This window comes from Croceitalea sp. MTPC5 (genome assembly GCF_036985505.1).
In the GTDB taxonomy this organism is placed as follows: Bacteria; Bacteroidota; Bacteroidia; order Flavobacteriales; family Flavobacteriaceae; genus Croceitalea.
The window spans coordinates 535,159-558,069 of the sequence record NZ_BTGQ01000001.1; the positions used below are offsets into that span (position 1 = coordinate 535,159).

Below are 22,911 nucleotides of genomic sequence, written 5' to 3' on the forward strand. Positions count from 1 at the left end.
GTTTTAGTGATTAATTGCAATTGACACCGTTCAACATTTCGAAATACCTGTTTCATCTGAAATACCTTTCTTTTAACCTTTTTGCGAAATATTTGGCGGCTTCAGTATTCAAGCGAAACCAAAGCTCTGGCTCGAACAGTTCAAGCTCTGCCAGGACAATTTCCCCTGAATTATCCTCAAAAATATCCACTCGGGCATATAATGGTAGTTCTGGACAGGCCTTTATAACCTTTTCAGCAAAGGAAATCTCCCTTTGGTTTACCTTATATTCATGAACGGCACCTCCATAATCATCTTGAACCCTAAAATCACCCTTTTTGGCAGTTTTCAATACGGCATGGGTAAACCTTCCCTCAAAAAGCATCATGGAAACCTCACCTTTGGTAACGATATTCTTCTGAAATTCTTGGAGCATCAAAGCTTCTTGTGAAATCAAATCCTTAAAGGTTTGATTTAATTTTTCCCAGTTGGAATAATGAAATTTATAGGTGTGCCTCGCCCCGGCCGCAATGCAGGGCTTTAATACAAAAGTGTCCGTATTAAAACCATGGGAATCCTTAGCTTTTTGAATTGCTTGCAACAAATTAAGGTCTTCTTTGGGTTCCATAAAAAGGGTATTGGGTATAGCAATCCCTTTATTTTCCAAATCCCTTAAATAATGTTTGTCAATATTCCAATCAATAAGGTCTTTAGAATTTATGAAAGTGGTCTGTTTGGCGGTCTTTACAAACCAATTGGAAAATGCATCTAAATGGTCAAAATAATCCCAAGTGGTTCTGAACAAGGCAAATTTTGTTGTATTCCAGTCAAAATCAACATCGTTCCATGCCACACGATTCACCTTGAGTCCTATCTCAGTAAGGGCGTCGAAGACCAATTTGTCTTCTAACATGATATTTGTATTATAGGTGTCGATTTTGGCCGGCGCGATATATTTCTGCTCCGTCAACAAGGTAATATCAAACCTCATACTCCCTTTTTGAAATGTAATTCACAAAATTCCTTTTTTACATTGGATTGGTGTATTTCAATAGACTTTGATGAATTTGAACTTAACATTTGAACTTGAATTTTAAAACCCAACTGCCTTGTCATCCCCACGTTTATCGGCACCCCCCTCCAAACGTCCATCAGCAAGTACCTTTATGGCATCTACTTTACCAATAATAGGGGTTCTTCCTTCCAAAATTTGGTAGCCCTTGGCTTTGAGCCCGTCTTTTAATTCTAGGGAAAAACCTTCTTCTTCAAACATAATGACATCAGGCAGCCATTGATGATGAAAGCGAGGGGCGTTTACCGCCTCTTGCATGCTTAAATTAAATTCATAGGTGTTTAAAATGGTCTGCGCTACCGCAGTAATAATCGTAGATCCGCCTGGTGTACCTACCACCAGCCATAATCTGCCATCCTTTTCCACAATCGTTGGTGTCATTGAACTTAGCATTCTTTTTTCAGCGGCTATGCTATTTGCTTCTGCACCGATTAACCCAAACATATTGGGTACCCCGGGTTTTGCACTGAAATCATCCATTTCATTATTAAAGAAAATACCTAATTCTTCAGAGTATAGTTTTGAACCATACCCCCCGTTCAAGGTGGTGGTTGCCGAAATGGCATTACCTTCTGCATCGACTATGGAGTAATGGGTCGTTTCCATACTTTCGATTATTTCAACTTCGCCATGCGAAACATCAGCGGACGAGGTTGCCCCCTCAAATGAAAAGCTTTCCATACGCTCGGTCAAATAGTCTTTTGAAAGCAGGATATCCAATGGGATATCCACAAAATCAGGGTCTCCTAAAAAGTAGTTTCTATCCGCATAGGCCCTTCTGGCCGATTCGGTAAACACTTGGATTGTTTTTTCTGAATTATGACCATAAGATGCCAAATCGTGGGGTTCCATCATTTTGAACATCTGATTCATGGTAACGCCCCCGCTACTAGGTGGACTCATGGATATGATCTTTAAATCCTTGTACGTAAATATTACCGGATAACGCCATATCGCTTTATACTTTTCCAAATCCTCTTTGGTGATGAACCCCCCATTTTCTTGAACAAAAGAAGCTATTTTTTCTGCTACGGTACCTTTGTAAAAACCATCATGCCCTTCCTTCATGATTTTGGTCAAGGTATTTGCCAGTTCTGGATATTTTATAGTATCGCCTTCGGCATATCCTTGGGCAAATTTGGTGCTATCACCATTTACCGCAACGAAGCGTTCTTTATAACTATCCAATCTTTTCGCTTGTTTTTCAGTAACGACAACCCCTTTTTTGGCCAGGGCAATTACCGGTTCCAAAATTTCGACCAATGATAAAGAACCATACTTTTTATGGACCTCAATGACACCTGCTACCGTGCCTGGTACGCCAACTGCAGTAGCTCCAACCGTACTCATGTTGGGTATAACATCGCCCAATGAATCTAAATACATATCGGCATGGGCCGCTAAAGGCGCCTTTTCGCGATAATCCAATCCGCCTACGTCGCCATTTGCATTTCGATAGACCATAAAACCACCACCGCCTAGATTACCTGCAAATGGATAGGCAACTGCCAATGCCATCTCCGTAGCAACCATGGCATCAAAAGCGTTTCCTCCCTTTTGCATGATTTCAACCCCAATTCTTGAAGCTTCCTCGCGAGCGGAGACGACCATCGCCTTTTCGGCTATTTCGCCGGTAGGTATCACCGGAGCCTTTCGACAATTGATTAATGGGATGACAATGAAAAGTAGTATTAGTTTTCGCATAGTGAGTTAAATTTATGTCGTGAAAAGGTAATCAATTCTTCAAAAAAAGCGGTAAACTCCTTTTCAAAATCGGAATAATACATCTCTAAATCCCGTGTGGCAAGATTCATTTTAGATCTATTCTTCGTTCTTCGGTTCATGCCTTCCAATACTTGGGATATCCCCTTTAAATTCGAATAATTGTACAACCAATCATCAGCCAGCATAAAAGGCATCATATTTTGGGTTTTTGAAGGCAATAGTTCATAATTCTTTTCCAATAAGTGGTAAAACACTTGAACATATTCCTTTAGGGGTACGTTCGAATATTCCTTCCAATTTTTTGCTAAAAAATGATCATAAAAAATATCCACGATAACACGACTGTAATGGCCATAGTTCTTGTGAAGACGTTTGCTACTTTTTTTAGGTATAGGATGGGTATCCGTGTAAGTATCTATTTCGCGATGTAGTAAAATACCTTTTTGAATGGTAAGCGGTAAGTGTTTGTATTTATTGCCACGAATATGATCTGCAAAAAAATTGCCCAATGTAATTTCAGGATGATCAAATGATAGATATATGTGTGCCAAAAAATTCACTGTTGGAATTTACGAATAAGGTACACGTAATAACAGTCATCAATCTATATTTGCAAAAACTTTATAAACACCATGACATTAATAAAATCCATTTCAGGAATTAGGGGAACTATTGGAGGAAGCACAGGGGATAACCTTACCCCAATCGATGCGGTTAAATTCGCCGCTGCTTATGGAACCTGGTTAAAGCAATATGCACAGAAAGAAGAACTGAAAGTAGTTATCGGTCGAGATGCCCGATTGTCTGGTGAGATGATACAAAATTTGGTGGTGTCCACTTTGGTGGGCTTGGGTATTGATGTTATTGATTTAGGGCTATCGACAACACCAACCGTAGAAATTGCCGTGCCTATTGAGGGTGCTGATGGTGGAATCATATTGACGGCAAGTCATAATCCGAAAGAATGGAACGCCTTAAAACTGTTAAATGAGAAAGGGGAGTTTTTAGATGCCGAACAAGGGGCCCTAATTTTAGGGTTGGCAGAAAAGGAAGCTTTTGATTTCGCCGAAGTGGATGATTTAGGAAGTATCGTCAGAAACGACGCATATATAGATATACATATTGATGAGGTCTTAAAATTACCATTGGTAGATGCCAACACTATTCGAGCTAAAAAATTCAAAGTGGTCGTTGATGGTGTAAACAGTACAGGGGGTATTGCGATACCGAAGTTATTGAAAGAGCTGGGTGCAGAGGTAATTGAACTTTATTGTGATCCTACCGGGCACTTTCCCCACAACCCTGAACCTTTAAAAGAACATCTTGGTGACATTTGTGGCTTGGTGGTCAAAGAAGGTGCTGATTTTGGTATCGTCGTGGATCCCGATGTGGATCGTTTGGCCTTCATCAGTAATGATGGGGAAATGTTCGGAGAAGAGTATACCCTCGTAGCCTGTGCTGATTATGTGCTGGGTAAGACCAAAGGGAATACCGTTTCCAACCTTTCTTCTTCCAGGGCACTTCGCGATATCACACAGCAGCATGGAGGCACCTATGAAGCTGCTGCTGTTGGTGAAGTGAATGTAGTCGCAAAAATGAAAGCCACTGATGCCATCATTGGTGGTGAGGGCAATGGCGGTATTATTTACCCCGAAAGCCATTATGGCCGTGATTCTTTGGTAGGTACTGCCTTGTTTTTGATGTTACTGGCCGAAAAGGGAGGTACGGTTGCCGAATTGCGGGCAAGTTACCCAAGCTATTTCATGAGTAAAAATAAGATTCAATTGACCCCCGAATTAGATGTAGACGGAATTTTAAGTGCTATGGCCGAAAAATATAAGAATGAAGATGTTTCGACCATTGATGGTGTGAAAATTGATTTTCCCCAGAATTGGGTGCATCTACGTAAATCAAATACGGAACCAATCATACGCATTTACACAGAGGCAAAGAGTCAAAAGGAAGCGGATGGACTAGCGGAACGTATTATAGGTCAAATAAAAGAAATCGCAAACTTGTAAAGCAACAAAGAAAGTGTCGCATAAGCCACTTTCTTTGTGCATTCTGTTTATGAATAAAGATTATTTTCTGGCCACCAATTCGTCTGAGGCCCAAACTCCTTTTTGGGTAACCATACCGTTAGGATCAAATACCTTTCCCTTTCCGTTTTTTTGATTTCCTTTCCATTTACCGCTCCATTTCATGCCATCGGCATCAATTTGAGAACCTATACCGTGACGTTGATGGTTTTTAAAAGCGCCTTCATAGCGATGGCCATTTGACCAAACATAAGTACCTTTTCCTGAAAGTTTAGCTCCAGAAAGCCCTCCTGAGTACGAAGCGCCATCAGGCCAAGTCACGTTTCCTTTGACATACTTACCGGCCCGCAATTCAACATCCAATTGTACACCTTCCAATTCAAGTTGGTACCATCCATCAGCGAATGATTTCAGTTGGGTATTGTACGGTATCGTATTGAAATCTTGTGCGTTAAGATTAAAACCTATGGTGAAAGCAAATACGATTACATAAAAAATCTTTTTCATAGCATTTTTTTTGGGTAGGTCGCACGTACCGATTGAAAGCTTACAGAAAAGAGTGAAAAAATTTAAAATGATTATTCGATAAAGGAAAGAATGGAGTCTTTGACCAATTTTTCCCTTTCCCAAACAATGAAATGCCTTTCATCTTGCAAGGTGATGGTTTTTAAGGTATCGACGTTGGTAAATTCACGTTCCATATAACCGACATTTTGATAGGGAACCAGATTGTCGACCGTACCGTGTATGATCAGAACCCTTTCAGAAAGTTGGTGGAGTTCGGGTTGTAGTTCAAACAAGTCTTTTTTAAGTGCCCAAAGCTCATCATTAGAAGGCCTTAATGCCCCCGGAACCAGGTGTTTTAAAGGGAAATAAAGCAAAGGCTTTCGCCATTTTTCCGGCTTCTCCGCTTCAGGGTCGAGCGCACCTGCCAGAATAACTAGGTTTTCATAGAATTTCGGGTTCTCCAACGCCATTTTTACAATTAATGGCCCTCCATAAGAATGCCCTATCAAGGTGATGGGTTTTCCATTATCAAGTTGGGTCAATAGTTCGTTCAAAATTTTCGCTTGTGGTTCAAGCGATAAACTTCGACGAAAATTACTTTTACCAAAGCCAGGTCTATCTGGGGCAATAAGCCTATAATCATCCATTAGAATGGAGTCTGATAGGTAAGCCTTCCAGCCATCCCAACTTCCTGGGGACCCATGTATGAAGACCAAGTTCGGTGCATCTTTTTTGCCGGTTTCGAGGTAGTGGAGCTTTCGCTTCCCAATCAAGACGGTTGAATCAATGTACGCAACACCTTTCTCTTGAAAATAACGGGCAGTCTCTTTTTTAGAGGATCTTAAAGTCAAACAAGAATGGTTGAATGAAACATAGGCAATCAAAAAAAGGAAAATGAAATATCTTTTTTTTAAAACTTTCTTCAAGACCTTTTGGTTGAGTTGAGATTGTGAAAAATCGGTTTTTTAGTCGAAAAACTTACTGAAAATTACAACTTTTAAAAGAGTCCTGTAATATTTCCTTCAGAATCAACATCGATTTTTTCTGAAGAAGGATGCGCAGGTAACCCGGGCATTCGCATGATGCTTCCCGTTATAGGGATTAAGAAGCCCGCTCCCGCTGCAATTTCGATTTCCCGAACGGTAATTATAAAGTCTTTTGGTCGCCCCAATAATTTTGGATTATCAGAGAGCGATTTTTGTGTTTTGGCGATACATATCGCCAAGTGGTCCAATCCCAGATCTTCGATTTTCTTCAAGTCCCGCAGGGCTTGAGCAGCGTAATCAACATGACGTGCACCATAAATTTTAGTAGCAATCTGCGTTATCTTCTCTTTAACCGGGGTATCCCATCGATACATTGGTGTGAATTGCGTGGTACATTTCTCGGCTATTGCAATTACCTTTTTTGCCAAGTCCAAAGTTCCCTTGCCTCCTTTTTCCCAACCTTCAGCGAGCGCAACTTCGACATCGAGCTTTGCTGCGATTTTTCGTACCAATGCTATTTCTTCATCACTATCGGACACAAACTTATTGATGGCGATTATTGGTGTAACATTGAACTGTTTTATGTTTTCAATGTGTTTCTCTAAATTGGGCATCCCCTTTAAGAGTGCCTCCGTATCTTTTTCTTTTAGTCGGTCTAGGGCAGCACACCCATGGTATTTTAAGGCTCGTATCGTAGTGGTAAGCACTACTACTTTTGGCGATAACCCTGCACTTTGACACTTGATGTCAAAGAACTTTTCAGCACCAAGGTCAAATCCAAATCCAGCCTCGGTCACGACATAATCTGAAAAGGTCATGCCCATTCGGGTAGCAATGACCGAATTGGTTCCCTGGGCAATATTGGCAAAAGGTCCACCATGGATAATAGCTGGGTTTCCCTCAATGGTTTGAACTAAATTAGGTTGTAGGGCCTCTTTTAATAATGCCGTCATGGCCCCTTCAGCCTTTAAGTCACGAGCATAAATGGGCTTTTTGTCAAAGGTGTATCCAATAAAAATAGCACCCAATCTTTTTTTGAGGTCCATCAAATCCCCCGCCAAACATAAAATGGCCATGATCTCAGAGGCAGCGGTAATATCAAAACCTGTTTCCCTGGGTATTCCAGAACCAGTACCGCCCAATCCTACTATGGTATGCCTTAGGGCACGGTCGTTCATATCGATAACACGTTTCCAAGAAATTGTTCTTGGGTCGAGGTTAAGTGAAGTTGTCTTACTCTGAATATTGTTATCTATTAAAGCGGCCAAAAGGTTATGCGCTTTTTCAATAGCGGAAAAATCACCGGTAAAATGAAGATTGATATCTTCCATGGGCAATACTTGCGAATATCCACCACCGGTCGCTCCCCCTTTGATTCCGAAAACCGGACCTAATGATGGTTCCCGTAGCACGACAGTCGTCTTTTTGCCAAGCTGATTCAACCCTTCCGTCAATCCGATGGACATGGTCGTTTTTCCCTCACCAGCAGGAGTAGGGGATATGGCCGATACCAAGATCAAATTTGATTCGGCGACTTTTTCCTTATTGATCAATGATAATGGTAATTTGGCCTTATACTTTCCGTATGGCTCTAAATCATTGTGTTGAACACCAAATTTCCCAGCTATTTCCGCAATAGGTCTTAACGTTACTTTTCGAGCAATTTCAAGGTCGGTCATTTTCAATTAAATTGGCTAAGAAGATACAAAAAACCAATTCAAACCGCATTTTGCTGTTTACCTCGATGCTTCCAACGTTTGTGGGTCCAAAAATAATATTCGGGGGCTTCGTATATGGCTTTTTCAGTCTCGGCTAGAAAAGCATCCGTTATTTCATAATTCGGTACTGTACTTGGTGTTTCGGTAAGGCATTTGAAGGTAGCTTCATAGTGCCCCCTTTTTAATTTCCTAACCTTAAGATAGAGCGGAATCAAATTGTACTTTTTACAGAGCTCTTCCCCTCCCACATGCACAGGAACCGTTATACCCATGAATTTTCGCCAATACTTGGTTCTGGAAACCATGGGCGATTGGTCGCTTAAAATACCTACTGTAAAGGTTTCTTCACCCTTCGACAGTCTTGAAATAATACGGGGGGCCTCATAAGTTCTGATAAGCCTGGTGCCGAACTTTCCCCTGATATCACGAATTAGTCTGTCGAAATATTTATTTTGGATTTTTTGATAAATGCCATAGCCATGGGAATCCATTTGTGTGTTTATGGACAAGGCCCATTCCCAACTGGCATAATGCGATATCATGGTCATACAGTTGTATCCATTTTGCTCCAATTCGTTTAAAACGGAAATATTGGTAATCTTATAACGCCGTTGCATCTCTTCATTGGAAATACCAAGGGTTTTGATCATTTCTAAAAACATATCACACATATGGCGATAGAATTTTTTCTGGATCTTGAGAATTTCATCTTTTGATTTATCGGGAAAAACCAATTCCAAATTATTCTGTACTACTTTTTTACGATATCCGATGACTGTATAAATAAGATGGAACAGTACATCTGAAATCGTATAAATAATTTTGAATGGAAGTCTCGAGATTACCCAGAGTATGGGGTAAACCAGATAGAAAACTAACAATTGCATGTAAAAAACGTATGCGCAAATATAGCTATATTTGACGCCAAACTTAAGCTGCCATGTATAATTTGCATTTAGCTACAATAGCGATTATAGCCGCCAATGTATTGGTTTCACTTCGTGGTTTCAACGATCAAAATTTCTTTGAACGATATAAGTTCAGTATCGGGGCCATTAAAGCCGGCCAACGGGAACGTATGTTTACGTCAGGTTTTTTACATGTTGACATATCGCATCTTTTTTTCAATATGTTCACGCTCTATTTTTTTGCGAATGTGGTCATTACTTGGTTCGGACCGACCAAATTTTTGATCATTTATTTTATCAGTCTTGTAGCGGGTAGTTTACTGGCTTTGTTTTTTCATAAAGATGAGCCTTACTATAGTGCAGTTGGGGCTAGCGGGGCGGTAACGGGTATATTGTATGCAGCCATTCTTTTAAAACCCGATATGCAATTGGGTATTTTGTTCATTCCGATTCCCCTACCAGCTTATGTTCTCGGTATTGGATATCTGTTGTATTCCATTTACGGAATGAAGAGCCGCTTGGGCAATATTGGACATACCGCACATTTTGGCGGGGCCATTGGGGGCTATGTGATCACGTTACTCTTCAGACCGAGTCTTTTGGTTACGGATACGCTTATGGTGCTATTATTGGCACTTCCCATTGTTATTCTCTTCGTTTTAGCAAAAATGAGCAAAATCTAAAGTAAAGTAGCGGGCGAATACACTTAAAGTAATTTTTGATTCGTTCACATGCAGTAGGTTGTCGTTCGTCGAAATCTGGTTTTCATGCGGTAATAAGTTTAGAACTTGCACGTTAGATAGTGAACTTACAAACCAAACCTACTAGTTATGTATAAGAAATTACCCCCGGTTCTTGTATTGGTGCTTTTTATTTTTTCATGTTCTGATACTACCACTGTTTTTGAGCAGGAAACCGATAACCTACAACTAGAAACCAATAATGCCGTATTGGAAAACAGTCTTGTTTTTGATAAAAGTGGTGTTCTTGAAATCTATGGAGAAGACACTAATGGAGGGGAACAGGCAAGATTTGTCGATGAACAGGCCGGTGATTACCCGTTGACGTTGGTTGCCCAAGTGCAACCTCCTTCGTACAGCGGTGGTGGGGAAAATCTAACCGCATCCCATGTGCACATTGACGGTGACTATGCCTATGTTTCTTACAATACGGTAAATGACATATATGCCGGTGGTATTGACATCATTTACGTAGGCGACCCCAATAGGCCTCGGATCACTTCACGTCTGTATTATACCAATGCTGACATCAGCTCATTACAATACGACAATGGTTTTGTTTATGCCGTAGGTGGTGTGGATGCTGAAAAATCGGCATTGGCGACGGCAAACTCATTTGTTGCCAAACTTCCCGTATTCAATGGCAGGTTTGATTTTAGTGGCGGAATCACTTATGGCTTTCAAGAGGGGTTTGTGGCCACGGATATCTCGGTTACGAATGAAAATGTGCTCATGACCAGTGGAAAAGACGGTTATGTGACTGCATTTGATAAAAATAGCTTAGAGATTATTACCGAGGCCCCTTATCAAGATTTACGATCGGTAGTCGCCAAAGAAGGGAGAACCATGGTATTGGATGCTAGTATTGGCGTATTGGTATTAGACGATAATCTAGAGATGACCAACCAAATTGCCATCAACTCTGATTTTAGGGTGGCGGATAAGAGAACCCTTGATTTCTCTGGAAACCAAATTGTTGTGGCAGAAGGGGAAAGGGGTGCAGGTATATACAATGCGAATACTGGTGCGTTTCAAGAATACGTACCCATACTTATTAGGCCAGATGACGTTGCAGACACGAATATTGTTACCAATGCAACTGCATTGAACGATGGGGCATTGTTAATGGCCAACGGGGGAGCGGGACTATGCCTCTCTGAGGATAATGGTTCTGTAGATTTGGTTGGTATCATAGAATTGGACGGTTCCATCAACTATGTGGCATCAAAGGGAGATTATATTTTTGCTGCTTCAGGGCGGGAAGGACTCCAAATCATAAAAATGAACAAACCTTCTGACGATTTAGAAGCGAGGTGTGCGGATACACCCCGTTATTCTGGAAGTTCAAATTTACGTGTTGGAGCATCACAGACCTTGGCTTACAGTGGATCAAAACGTTTTCGTCGGATTGAAGTGGAAGGTTCCTTACTATTATGTGGGACTTGGACGGTCAATAATAATGTGACTATTTTCGAAAATGGTCTTTTTGAAATGCGCGGAACATTTATATGTGCCAGAAACAATAGAAGGAGAAATATCACTGTAGGGGAGAACGCTACTTTTAGGGTCGAGGGAGATTTGACCATATATGGCGACCTGATATTGGAAGAAGGGGCTACCATTGAGTTTATTGGCCCAGATTCCAGGGTCAACATCTTCGGAAGCGTAGACAAAGATGCCGATGCCAACGTGCTTGGTGATTTTGAGGATATTCAAGGTAAATTCTGAATATAAATAATTGCAAAATAAAAGCCGCTATCTAAATTAGATAGCGGCTTTTTATTAATGAACCCGTTTAGACTTTTTCAATTGGAAAGTTTCTCAATTCAGCAGTTCTGCAACCTTTTCTTCCAAGGCGGGACCTCTTAGGTTTTTTGCGATGATAACCCCATTTTCATCCAATAAAAAAGCTGCGGGTATCGCATTGATATTATACATTTGGGCAATGGGATCCTGAAAATATTGAAGGTTGCTGATATGGTTCCATTCCAATCCATCCGCCGCTATGGCCTGGGTCCAATCCTCCGCTTTCCTATCCAAAGAAACCCCCACTATGTTCAATCCCTTATCCTTATATTTATTATAAACCGATACTATGTTTGGGTTTTCCCTTCTACAGGGCTTACACCAAGCTGCCCAAAAATCTATGAGGATAACTTTTCCCTTAACTTCGCTTAAAGCCAATACATCACCGGTTGGCGTTGGACCCGAAAATTCCGGAGCTGGGGAACCTATGGCCGTGGCCGACAACTCTTTGAGTTTCTTTTCGACACGCTTTCCCGTTTCGGTAGTCTTTATTTCAGGTGTCAAAAAATCATAAAGTTCTTTCAGTTCTTTAACCGAAAGTGCTTTGGTGGTTACCGTTTTATCAAGAATCAAAACAGAAATCAACGCATCTGGGTGCTCTTTGATAAAATCAATCTCATAATTCTTGGCCTGTTCTTGTAAATCGAAGTATTCTTCGCGCAATGATTCCATGGCAGCAGTATCCTGTTTTAACCTTGCATTTCTAAGATCATTGCTAAATGATTTTGAAATAGATGCCATTTTTCGACCCTCATCCAAGTACTCCATAAAAACGACATTTTGTGGGGTACCTTTGACCTTGGCAAAAGCCAAACTATCTTTTTGTGCCTCAAAAGAGATGTTTCCGTTCTCTACAATTAAAGGTGAATTACCTTCTTGTCCGTCTATCATTATATAATGCACACGGGGTTCATCAACCTTCCCTTGAAATTGAAAAGTACCATTCGTTATGGCAGCAGTATCCACTTCTATCAGATTTCTGGCTAGGGAATCAGCGGTCTTAAGAAAGACTTTGGTTCCATTTTCAATCTCCCCCGTAAATTGTCCGTTTATTTCGAAACTTTCCGGTTTCGTGTTACACTTTGCAAAAAGCAAAAGGGCAAACAGACCTAGAGCAATTTTTTTGAACATAAAATATTTTTTTACAAAGTTACTTATATACAAGGCATAAAAAAAGTGCTCCATTGAAGCACTATGAATCTTTAAAAAGATGATGCCTTAAAATTGATACCGAAGTCCTAAAGCAATATCAAACAGAAAGTCGTTGTCAAATCCATCAAATCCTAACAAGCCAATCTCAGGTCTAATATCCAATGAGATCAACAAGGGAATATCAAAATCATATTCAATACCTAGGTTACCTGCTACGAATACAAAAATACCATCGTTGTCCTCACCACTGGGGATGGGCTCAAAATCGACACTCCCGACACCGCCACCAACACCATAATACCAGTTAAAACCGCCATCTAAATTGTGTACCCATTGGTAGACTCCGGCCAACTTAAAGGCGTTGAATTCACGACTGTTCCGTATTCCGAGATTGAATTCGGCCCTGTTGTAACGACCGATGGATTTTTGGTATGATATTTCTGCTCCAAAACCATCGCTATCCCCCAAGCGGAGCCCAAGGGTGTGTTCTGAGATACTTTGGGCACTTACAAATACTGTTGTAAATACGAAAACACAGGTAAAAATTGTGGTAATCTTCATAAGTTGCTCTTTTAGTTGAAAATTAAGAATAGCTTTGTTTCAGCTATGTTGAAATTAAACTTATTTTTCGGTCTAAAAATTGTTCCAAATTGAAAAAAAAATTGTTTTCAAGCCTTTCACAAAGTTTAAATGGGGAATTGTTAAACGATGATTTGACAAAGGCCCTTTATGCCACCGATGCTTCTGTATACCGCAAGTTGCCTATGGCAGTTGCTTATCCTAAAAATATTGGGGACATCAAAACATTGATAGCATTCGCTGCTGAAAATCAAATTGGTTTAATACCAAGAACTGCAGGAACTTCTTTGGCCGGACAATGCGTTGGGGACGGTATTGTGGTCGACACCTCAAGGCATTTTACTGAAATTCTACATCTCGATAAAGAAAAAAGGGAAGTAACGGTGCAACCCGGGGTAGTGCGCGACGAGCTCAATCAGTTTTTAAGGCCGCATGGTTTGTTTTTTGGGCCGAATACCTCTACTTCGAACCGTTGCATGATCGGTGGCATGGTGGGTAACAACTCTTCGGGTACGACTTCGATTCAATATGGGGTGACCCGAGACAAGACAATGACCTTAAAAACAGTTTTATCTGACGGAAACGAAGCGACTTTCAAGGCCTTGTCTAAAAAAGAATTTGAAGAAAAAACAAAGGAAACGGGGTTAGAGGGAACGATTTATGCCACATTATGGAACGAACTATCAAACAAAGACACCCAACAAGAAATTGGGAAGGCGTTTCCGAAACCACAAATTCATAGGCGTAATACAGGTTACGCTGTCGATGAAGTGCTAAAGAGTTCAGTTTTTGACGAAACCTATGAAGACTTCAATATGTGCAAGTTGCTCAGCGGCAGTGAGGGCACCTTGGCATTCACCACGGAGATTACCTTGGCATTAGACCCCTTACCTCCTAGATTTGCTGCTATGGTCGCTACTCATTACCATACCCTTGAAGATTGTTTGAGTGATGTCGCCCCAGTAATGCAGCACAGCCTTCATCTCTGCGAGATGATGGATAAGGTCATTTTAGATTGTACCAAAAATAACCGGCAACAACTTTCCAATCGATTTTTTGTAGAAGGTGATCCAGCTGCTATCTTAATGTTGGAAGTGAAGACGAATGACGAAGAAAAACTTAAAGATGAAGTCTCTAAACTACAACAGACAATTTCGAAATCAGGATTAAGCTATGCGAGTCCCGTGCTTTACGGTGACGACATTCAAAAAGCAATTGAGCTGAGAAAAGCAGGCTTGGGCCTTTTGGGTAATATGGTCGGCGATCGAAAGGCAGTGGCCTGTATCGAAGATACTGCTGTAGCCTTGGAGGATTTAAAGGATTTTATTGGAGAATTCACCCACATCATGAAAGGGTACAGGCAAAGTGCAGTGTATTATGCCCACGCTGGGGCAGGGGAACTGCATTTACGCCCGATACTGAACCTTAAAGAATCGAACGATGTGAAACTCTTTCGATCCATTACTACCGATGTTGCCAAATTGACAAAAAAGTATAAAGGTAGTTTTAGCGGGGAGCATGGTGATGGAATTGTAAGGGCAGAGTTCATCCCCTTAATGATAGGGGAGCGCAATTACGAGTTGCTCAAACGTATTAAAAAGGCGTTCGACCCCCAAAATATCTTTAACCCGGGCAAGATTGTGAATGCTTTTCCTATGGATGAATCACTGCGATATGAAATAGACCGTGAGGAGCCGAAGATTAGCACGTTATTGGATTTTTCAGATAGTGAGGGCATTTTAAAGGCAGCTGAAAAATGCAACGGAAGCGGTGATTGTCGCAAAACACATCAAATGCCTGGGGCTATGTGCCCCAGTTACCATGCGACCAAAAATGAAAAAGATACTACTCGGGCCAGGGCAAATGCGCTGCGGGAGTTTTTGACCAATTCAGATAAGCCCAACCAATTCGATCATGAGTCGCTAAAAACTGTTTTTGACCTATGTTTAAGCTGTAAGGCCTGTGCCAGTGAATGTCCGAGTAATGTTGATATAGCAAGCTTAAAGGCTGAATTTCAGTACCAATACCAAGAAACGAAAGGTTACTCTAATCGTAGTAAGTTGTTTGCGCATAATACCAAAATAAATAAGTTGGCGAGTAAGGTAGCTGGCTTGACGAATACGGTCTATAAGTCGCCTTTGGGGAGTTTGCTCAAAAAAGTATCGGGAGTTGCCGCAGCACGCAGTTTTCCAAAAGTATACGACTTTGATTTTGAATCCTATTTAAAGGCTTTGCAGATTAAGTCAAACAGTAAGGGAAAAGTCATACTCTATATAGATGAGTTCACGAAGTATCTTGATGTCGGAGTTGGTAAAGATGCCATCTCCCTTTTAACCGGTTTGGGTTACGGGGTCGAACTATTCCATGCCGAGAGTGGACGCACCTATTTATCGAAAGGTTTTTTAAGGGAAGCGAAACAATTGGCCGTCGATAATAGTCAAATATTAGGTGGCTACGCAGATAAAAACTTACCGGTTATTGGGCTGGAACCTTCAGCCATATTATCTTTTAGGGACGAATACAAAAGATTGCATGGTGATGTCGTATTGGCCAATAAAATAGCGGACAATTGCTTTTTGATAGAGGAATTTCTTGCGCGCGAGATTGAAAAAGGCAAATTGGACAGTACTTACTTCACCAAAGAGCAAAAACAGGTGAAAATCCATAACCACTGCCATCAAAAGGCCCTATCCAATCAAAAGGTGACTTTTGATATTTTGAATTTACCCGAAAACTATGAAGTGACCATAATTGCATCAGGATGCTGCGGTATGGCGGGTTCTTTTGGTTATGAAAAAGAACATTACGATGTGAGCATGCGAATTGGGGAACTAAAATTATTTCCAGCGGTTAGAAAAGCACCGGTAGATACGATAATTGCTGCAAATGGCACCAGTTGTCGTCATCAAATCATGGATGGCACCAAAAGAGCCGCACTGCACCCCGTCAGCATCTTAAAACAAGCATTAGTCCCCTAAATCTGCTTTCATTTTTTCAGACGACGGAATAGGCTCGTTTTCCCTCGCGGACTGTTCGGATATCGAAGCGACAAGCTCATCCATATCCATATGCTTCACATCATCATCCACATAAAAGGGTAACAACTTGTCATGGTCGTAATGGTAGATCTTCCAGCGTTTAAAAGAGTATTCAAGTGCGGTAAGGTTTTCTACCCAATCCCCAGAATTCAAATATAGGGTCTTACCATGCCTGTTTTCATACAGCTCTTTTTTGGGCTGGTGTATATGCCCACAAATAACGTAGTCGTAATGATTCTCTATAGCCAGGTCAGTGGCCGTCTTTTCAAAATTATTGATATACTTTACAGCGCCTTTGACACTGGCCTTGATTTTTTTGGATAGTGAATATTTCCCCTTCCCCAGTTTTTGAAGTACCCAATTGACCATACGATTCAGTAAAATCAACAAATCATAACCCTTGCTACCAAGTTTGGCCAGCCATTTGGCATTCTGAATGGACACATCAAAAATATCACCGTGAAAAATCCATGCTTTTTTCCCGTCTAGGTTTAAAACTACTTTATTCGAAATTTGAATATTGTTCAAAGAAGTGCCGTCAAGCTTTCTGAGCATTTCGTCATGATTTCCGGTGATGTAATTCACCTTGGTGCCCTTGGCCGCCATTCCGATGATTTTCTTTACCACACGTAAATGTGAGGGCGGAAAATAACGCTTGTTGAATTGCCAGATATCAATGATATCTCCGTTGAGCACTAGGGTTTTAGGGTCAATACTGTTCAAATAAGCGAGCAATTCATCCGCATGACAACCATAGGTGCCCAAATGCACGTCTGAAATTACCGCTACCTCTACCTTACGCTTTTTCAATACCGATTAGTTTTTTGCAAAGAACGAACGTAATCATAAACCTACAATTAATTTGAGGTCAAGTATTTATAAGCATATCGTTAAGTTAATATTACCAAGAAATAGCAATGTTTAGAAATCCTTAAGTGCATATATCCTTTTCTAAAAAACAATTAACATTTACCTTTGAGAACTTTTAAAACAAGACTATGGCTGGCAACACGTTCGGAACACTTTTCAAACTGACCACATTTGGTGAATCACATGGCAGGGCGCTTGGTGGTGTTCTAGATGGTTGCCCTGCAGGGATAGCATTGGATCTCAAAGCCATTCAAGATGAGCTCAACCGACGTAAACCAGGGCAGTCGGCTATTGTGACACAACGAAAGGAACCAGATACCGTGGAAATTTATTCCGGGGTTTTTGAAGGAAAAACCACAGGAACCCCTATCGGGTTTGCCATTCACAATACCAATCAAAAATCGAAGGACTATTCACATATTAAAGATTCGTATCGCCCCTCACATGCCGATTACGTATATGACAAAAAATACGGGTTTCGAGATTACCGGGGTGGCGGGCGCAGTTCGGCACGTGAGACGGCCAGTAGAGTCGTAGCTGGCGCTATTGCCAAACAGTTCTTGTCAGACATACGCATTCATGCATTTGTTTCACAGGTGGGTACCTTGAAATTGGACACCCCGTACCAAGAATTGGATTTTGATGCGATTGAATCGAATGCCGTTCGATGTCCTGATACCGCTACGGCAGCTAAAATGGAGGAATACATTAAATTCATCAAAAAACAAGGTGATACCATTGGGGGTGTTATTAGTTGTGTGGTTCAAAATGTACCAATCGGTCTTGGAGAGCCAGTTTTTGATAAATTGCATGCTGAACTGGGCAAGGCCATGCTTTCCATTAATGCCGTCAAAGGTTTTGAATACGGTAGCGGATTTGCCGGCGTTGAGATGAAGGGCAGCGAACACAACGATCAGTACAACAGTGATGGCAGTACCCGTAGCAATTTAAGTGGAGGCATACAAGGCGGTATCAGTAATGGCATGGATATCTACTTCAATATCGCGTTTAAGCCGGTAGCCACGGTTTTACAGGCCTATGACACTATCGACAAAGATGGAAATAAGGTGACTACCCAAGGTAAGGGCAGGCATGATCCCTGTGTAGTGCCCAGGGCGGTACCGATTGTGGAAGCAATGGCGGCCTTGGTTTTGGCCGATCATACCCTTTTGGCCAGAACAAATAAGGTTTGATACAATATTTAGGGCATACCTCTAATTTCTTATTTTCCTAATTATAAAAAATCCCATTTCGTGAATTTTATGGAACAAGGATAAATGCAATACTTGGTCCGTAATCTTTGAAGTTGTATTTGTTTTCGATTTTTGTATTTGAGTTTAAACTTGAATTTGAACTTGAGTTTGAACTTCTTACTTTAAATAGTATCTTACCTCGCAAATTTCTACTATGCGTAAACTTGAACTTCATTGGAAAATCCTGATTGGGATGGTCCTGGGTATTCTATTTGGATTTTTGATGACCGGGTTTGATTGGGGCGCTTCATTCGTTGGGGACTGGATACAGCCCTTAGGGACTATCTTCGTAAAGCTTTTGAAGCTCATCGCCATACCACTCATCATAGCCTCCTTGGTCAAGGGAATATCTGATTTGAAGGACATTTCGAAGTTTCGAAATATCGGTCTAAGAACCATAGGCATTTACATCGTCACTACCGTAGTTGCGATTACCATCGGCTTGGTTTTGGTAAATATCGTACAACCTGGCAACGGTATTTCTGAAGAAACGGTCACTAAATTGACTGATACGTATGCCAGTTCTGAGGGTGTTACCAAAAAAATGGATGAAGCCATGAAGCAAAAGGGTAGCGGACCACTTCAATTTTTGGTCGATATGGTTCCCGACAATGCCCTAAAGGCGATGAGTGATAACGGTTTGATGTTGCAAGTCATTTTCTTTACCATTTTTCTAGGTATTTCGATGCTATTGATTGGGGAAAAAAGGGCAAAACCCCTAAAAGATTTTTTTGACTCCCTAAATGACGTCGTGCTTAAAATGGTAGATTTGATCATGCTTTCGGCACCCTATGCCGTTTTTGCACTTTTGGCAGGTGTAGTCGTTTCGTCGAGTGATCCCGATTTATTGCTTGCCTTACTTAAATATTCCGCTACGGTCGTGGTCGGGTTACTATTGATGATCGTATTTTATGGCATCGTAGTGGGTACGGTGACCAAGAAAAATCCATTTTGGTTTTTAAAACAGATGAGTCCTGCGCAACTTCTGGCGTTTTCCACAAGTTCAAGTGCCGCCACCTTACCTGTTACGATGGAACGTGTGGAAGAACATATTGGGGTCGATAAAGAAGTCTCCAGTTTTGTATTGCCCGTAGGGGCTACCATCAATATGGATGGCACAAGCCTGTACCAAGGTGTGGCCGCAGTATTTATTTCGCAAGCTCTGGGATTTGACTTAACTTTAGGTGATCAGTTGACCATTGTCTTGACCGCATTGTTGGCCTCTATAGGCTCCGCGGCGGTACCTGGGGCTGGTATGGTCATGTTGGTGATCGTTTTAGAGACCATTGGTTTTCCTGCCGACAAACTGGCCATCGGGTTGGCCCTCATTTTCGCAGTGGATCGACCGTTGGATATGTGCCGGACGGTCGTCAATGTTACCGGGGATGCCACGGTTTCCATGGTAGTGGCCAAATCAGTGGGTAAATTGGGAAAACCAAAAATCAAAGAATGGGATGACCATTACGAAGAAGTAAAGTAAATTATCAAAAATAACAACCATGAACATCTGCTTTTTAATGTACCCATGGGAAGAGATCGACCCTGAAAACGACACGAGTCTAGCTTTAATACATGAATGTGTAAAACGGGGGCATGGTGTGGCACTTTGCAGTCCGGCTAATCTCACGATTCGCAATAGTGTTACCAACGCTTTTTGTACAGTGGTCAATAAAATGGAAAAAGTCTCCAGTAATTTAAAGACCTTTTACAAACAGTCCAATTTACGGGAAGAGATGTTGCCTTTAGCTGGTTTTGACGTCATTTTCATGAGGGCCAATCCACCTTTGGATCCCTTAATGCTCAACTTTTTGGATTCCGTAAAGGATGATGTCTTCATCGTGAACTCCCTACAGGGATTACGAGAGGCCAATAACAAGTTATATACGGCCGCTTTCGGGGATAGTCATAGTAATATCATTCCGGTTACCCACGTATCCAAGAACAAGAATTATTTGGTGCGACAGATCAAGGAATCAGCTGCTGATAAGATGATTTTAAAGCCACTGAACGGCTTTGGCGGCTCAGGGGTCATTCTGATTGAGAAGTCCGCAATGAGCAACATTAAATCCTTGTTGGATTTTTATGTAACTAATTCAGATGGAACCTCTAACTATGTCATACTTCAAGAATATATTGAAGGGGCTGACCAAGGGGATGTCCGTATTCTTTTATTGAATGGAGAACCCATTGGCGCCATGAAAAGGGTGCCTGGCAATGATGACCATCGTTCCAATGTTTCTGCTGGGGGTTCCGTAGCAAAGCATAGTTTAAGTAAGCAAGAAAAGGCGCTGTGCAAACAAATTGGCCCCAAATTGGTCAAAGATGGCCTTTATTTTGTCGGTATCGATGTTATCGGGGGCAAGTTGGTCGAGGTGAATGTAATGTCACCTGGGGGAATTACCTATATGAACAAGGTGTACAAGACCAAAATTCAATGCAAGGTGATTGATTTTATTGAAAGTAAGGTCCTAGATAAACTGGAAGCTTTTAATCGAAGGTCACGTCTACGTAACGAAGTACAGAATGCTTAAGCTTTCCGTAGCTCAGATTATTTCAAAAATTGAGATGGAACAGCCCTTTGAGGCTGTTTCCGATGATTATTCCTTTACGTTAAAGATAGAAGAGTACGTTCCCTATGTCTGTGGTGCGGTCCATGATGGCCACCAATTCCGAAAATCGCTTTGGGACAATTGTTTGCATACGGAATACGAACGATGGTATGAGGAAGACCCCTGTACCAAACAAATGGTACGATCACATCCCATAGTAATTGCGGGTTGTGACAGTCGTTTTGAGTACGATTTGAACCGTCCTCCCGAAACGGCTATTTTTGATACCGCATGGGGTAAAAAGCTTTGGAAAACCCCACTTCCTGAAAAAGAAAAAGACCATAGCCTTCAAAAGCATGAACATTTCTACCAAGTGGTGCATGCGCTTATTGCCAAACTGGAATCCCTACACGATAAAGTCATTGTGTATGATATGCACAGTTACAATTGGAAACGATGGGATAGGGAAGTACCCACTTGGAATTTGGGCACAAGCAATATTGATAACCAACGTTTTGGTGATATTGTTGAGCAGTGGCGGTCAAAATTGGGGAGTATCGAATTCCCTTATGATATTCCACAGACGGCCTTGATCAATGATACCTTTCAGGGTAATGGTTATTTTTTAAAGTACATCACCAAGAACTTTAAGGACACTTTGGTACTGGCCACGGAAATTTCCAAGGTCTATTGTGATGAGTTAACCGGTATTATTTATCCAGAAGTGGTAAAAACCGTTGAAGAACGACTAAAACAATTGATACCTTTACAGACTGAAGAATTTTTGGCCCAACTATGATTCCGGTAAAACAACAAAACGAGCTGCAACGGCAATATCCCGCACTTTTCGATATTGATTCCAACTTGAATCGATTGGTGAAGCGTATTGAATTGTTAAGCTATGTGAACCCATTGAATACCGAGAAAGAAAAGCATCGCTTTTTTGCCTCAAAATGCACTTGTGAGCCTGAATTCAAATATCCAAAACTCAAATTTGACCCGTACAAGTTGCAGCGGTTGTTTTTTTCGCAGCGCTTAGAACGTATCGAAGACGATACCATTAGAAAATTTTACCAAGAGGTGGTGTATTACTACGCCAATATGATCCAATGTATCGAAACTATTGGCAGGGGCAAAAAATTCTACTACAACTCCCTGAGGGTGCATGGTACCCCAACAGAGAAAGATGTGGATAATGCCCGGTTTATCTTGCATTACAAAGATGAACCAACATCTTCCGATATGGATAAGGTGTACTCCCCTGAGGAGGCCAAAACCTATTTTGAAGAATTTGCGCAGCAATACGATTTTCCGTTGAACATTCGGTTTTCAGTGCATATTGCAGCTGACGCTATGGTTAGCAATGCCACTAAGACCCTTTTCATAAAAAAGAACAGTAAATTCAGTAAAAATCAGCTATTGACCCTGGCGAATCATGAAATTGGGGTTCATTTGGTCACCACCTACAATGGACTACAACAGCCCTTGGCCATTTTTTCAAACGGATTGCCTAAAAATGTGGAAACCCAAGAAGGTCTGGCCGTGCTTAGTGAATATATGGGTGGGGCATTGACCCTTAAGCGTTTAAAAGAGCTGGCATATCGTGTCATGGCAGCAGACAGCTTGATCAAGGGCTATTCCTTTGCCGATACCTATGATTTGATTCATGGGCAGTACAAGCTAAACCGCGACGAGGCCTTTGCAATAACACTCCGCGCACATCGCGGTGGGGGGTTTACCAAAGACCGCTTGTACCTAAGTGGACTTCGAAAAATCTACAGGCGCTATCAAAACGAAGAACCTTTGGATGTTCTATTAACTGGTAAAGTAGCATTAGATAACGAACAGTCTATCAATTATATGAAGTCATTAAGTTTGGTTAAACCAATTACACACAAAAGCCACTCTTTCAAACAAAAACTGAATACCAATGCTACATTGGATTTTATTCTGAATAATTTAAAGTAACACAAATTCAACTTAAGGGTCA

19 protein-coding genes are annotated in these 22,911 nt (G+C 41.3%); 9 read left to right on the forward strand and 10 right to left on the reverse strand.

Features of this window, described 5'->3' with window-relative positions:
- Nucleotides 1-52 precede the first annotated feature (52 nt).
- The 3 genes from AACM45_RS02445 to AACM45_RS02455 form a co-directional block, all read right to left on the reverse strand.
- Nucleotides 53-970 carry an ATP-grasp domain-containing protein gene (locus AACM45_RS02445; protein WP_339140493.1) on the reverse strand — a complete coding sequence of 306 codons (918 nt, stop codon included), beginning with the start codon at nucleotides 968-970 and terminating at the stop codon, nucleotides 53-55.
- Nucleotides 971-1,072: 102 nt separating this feature from the next.
- Nucleotides 1,073-2,755, reverse strand: a complete 1,683-nt coding sequence (gene ggt / locus AACM45_RS02450) for a gamma-glutamyltransferase (protein ID WP_339140495.1) — start codon at nucleotides 2,753-2,755, stop codon at nucleotides 1,073-1,075.
- Nucleotides 2,743-3,336 (reverse strand): acyl carrier protein phosphodiesterase, encoded by a 594-nt coding sequence (locus AACM45_RS02455; RefSeq protein ID WP_339140497.1) that lies wholly within the window; start codon nucleotides 3,334-3,336, stop codon nucleotides 2,743-2,745. The genes ggt and AACM45_RS02455 overlap by 13 nt, the downstream gene beginning before the upstream one ends.
- 72 nt (nucleotides 3,337-3,408) lie before the next feature.
- On the opposite strand from AACM45_RS02455, the gene glmM reads away from it, so the two are divergent.
- Nucleotides 3,409-4,797: a phosphoglucosamine mutase gene (gene glmM, locus AACM45_RS02460; protein ID WP_339140499.1), complete on the forward strand. Its 1,389-nt coding sequence runs from the start codon at nucleotides 3,409-3,411 to the stop codon at nucleotides 4,795-4,797.
- 60 nt (nucleotides 4,798-4,857) lie between these two features.
- On the opposite strand, the gene AACM45_RS02465 is transcribed toward glmM, so the two are convergent.
- The 4 genes from AACM45_RS02465 to AACM45_RS02480 all read right to left on the reverse strand — a co-directional run bounded on the left by AACM45_RS02465 (nucleotide 4,858) and on the right by AACM45_RS02480 (nucleotide 8,913).
- Nucleotides 4,858-5,322, reverse strand: a complete 465-nt coding sequence (locus AACM45_RS02465; protein WP_339140501.1) for a hypothetical protein — start codon at nucleotides 5,320-5,322, stop codon at nucleotides 4,858-4,860.
- Nucleotides 5,323-5,393: 71 nt separating this feature from the next.
- A complete protein-coding gene (locus tag AACM45_RS02470; protein WP_339140503.1) occupies nucleotides 5,394-6,173 on the reverse strand; it encodes an alpha/beta fold hydrolase in 780 nt (259 codons plus the stop codon).
- Between the two features lie 146 nt (nucleotides 6,174-6,319).
- A complete protein-coding gene (locus AACM45_RS02475; RefSeq protein WP_339140505.1) occupies nucleotides 6,320-7,987 on the reverse strand; it encodes a formate--tetrahydrofolate ligase in 1,668 nt (555 codons plus the stop codon).
- A gap of 38 nt (nucleotides 7,988-8,025) precedes the next feature.
- Nucleotides 8,026-8,913 (reverse strand): lysophospholipid acyltransferase family protein, encoded by an 888-nt coding sequence (locus tag AACM45_RS02480; RefSeq protein WP_339140507.1) that lies wholly within the window; start codon nucleotides 8,911-8,913, stop codon nucleotides 8,026-8,028.
- A 53-nt stretch (nucleotides 8,914-8,966) separates the two neighbouring features.
- Between AACM45_RS02480 and AACM45_RS02485 the strand changes: the two genes are divergently transcribed.
- Together AACM45_RS02485 and AACM45_RS02490 are read left to right on the forward strand one after the other, a co-directional pair.
- Nucleotides 8,967-9,617, forward strand: coding sequence for a rhomboid family intramembrane serine protease (locus AACM45_RS02485; RefSeq protein WP_339140509.1), 651 nt, complete (start codon nucleotides 8,967-8,969; stop codon nucleotides 9,615-9,617).
- A gap of 147 nt (nucleotides 9,618-9,764) precedes the next feature.
- On the forward strand, nucleotides 9,765-11,402 hold the full coding sequence (locus tag AACM45_RS02490) for a hypothetical protein (RefSeq protein WP_339140511.1): 1,638 nt from the start codon (nucleotides 9,765-9,767) through the stop codon (nucleotides 11,400-11,402).
- 93 nt (nucleotides 11,403-11,495) lie between these two features.
- Here AACM45_RS02490 and AACM45_RS02495 read toward each other — a convergent pair whose 3' ends face one another.
- Both AACM45_RS02495 and AACM45_RS02500 read right to left on the reverse strand, forming a co-directional pair.
- Nucleotides 11,496-12,611 (reverse strand): TlpA disulfide reductase family protein, encoded by a 1,116-nt coding sequence (locus AACM45_RS02495; RefSeq protein ID WP_339140513.1) that lies wholly within the window; start codon nucleotides 12,609-12,611, stop codon nucleotides 11,496-11,498.
- Between the two features lie 87 nt (nucleotides 12,612-12,698).
- Nucleotides 12,699-13,193 (reverse strand): hypothetical protein, encoded by a 495-nt coding sequence (locus tag AACM45_RS02500; protein WP_339140515.1) that lies wholly within the window; start codon nucleotides 13,191-13,193, stop codon nucleotides 12,699-12,701.
- 89 nt (nucleotides 13,194-13,282) lie between these two features.
- Between AACM45_RS02500 and AACM45_RS02505 the strand changes: the two genes are divergently transcribed.
- Entirely contained in the window at nucleotides 13,283-16,189 is a 2,907-nt protein-coding gene (locus AACM45_RS02505; RefSeq protein ID WP_339140517.1) for an FAD-binding and (Fe-S)-binding domain-containing protein, read from the forward strand.
- Here AACM45_RS02505 and AACM45_RS02510 read toward each other — a convergent pair.
- Entirely contained in the window at nucleotides 16,178-17,059 is an 882-nt protein-coding gene (locus AACM45_RS02510; protein WP_339140519.1) for a UDP-2,3-diacylglucosamine diphosphatase, read from the reverse strand. The two genes, AACM45_RS02505 and AACM45_RS02510, sit on opposite strands and share 12 nt — an antisense overlap.
- Nucleotides 17,060-17,247: 188 nt before the next feature.
- On the opposite strand from AACM45_RS02510, the gene aroC reads away from it, so the two are divergent.
- The 5 genes from aroC (at nucleotide 17,248) to AACM45_RS02535 (ending at nucleotide 22,889) form a co-directional block, all read left to right on the forward strand.
- The gene (aroC, locus tag AACM45_RS02515; protein ID WP_339140521.1) at nucleotides 17,248-18,312 is read left to right on the forward strand and encodes a chorismate synthase; all 1,065 of its coding nucleotides are present in this window, start codon (nucleotides 17,248-17,250) and stop codon (nucleotides 18,310-18,312) included.
- A gap of 214 nt (nucleotides 18,313-18,526) precedes the next feature.
- A complete protein-coding gene (locus tag AACM45_RS02520) occupies nucleotides 18,527-19,852 on the forward strand; it encodes a dicarboxylate/amino acid:cation symporter (RefSeq protein ID WP_339140523.1) in 1,326 nt (441 codons plus the stop codon).
- Nucleotides 19,853-19,871: 19 nt separating this feature from the next.
- Nucleotides 19,872-20,903: a glutathione synthase gene (gshB, locus tag AACM45_RS02525; protein WP_339140525.1), complete on the forward strand. Its 1,032-nt coding sequence runs from the start codon at nucleotides 19,872-19,874 to the stop codon at nucleotides 20,901-20,903.
- Nucleotides 20,896-21,720, forward strand: coding sequence for an N-formylglutamate amidohydrolase (locus tag AACM45_RS02530; protein ID WP_339140527.1), 825 nt, complete (start codon nucleotides 20,896-20,898; stop codon nucleotides 21,718-21,720). The genes gshB and AACM45_RS02530 overlap by 8 nt, the downstream gene beginning before the upstream one ends.
- Nucleotides 21,717-22,889, forward strand: coding sequence for a flavohemoglobin expression-modulating QEGLA motif protein (locus AACM45_RS02535; RefSeq protein WP_339140529.1), 1,173 nt, complete (start codon nucleotides 21,717-21,719; stop codon nucleotides 22,887-22,889). The genes AACM45_RS02530 and AACM45_RS02535 overlap by 4 nt, the downstream gene beginning before the upstream one ends.
- Nucleotides 22,890-22,911: the final 22 nt, after the last annotated feature.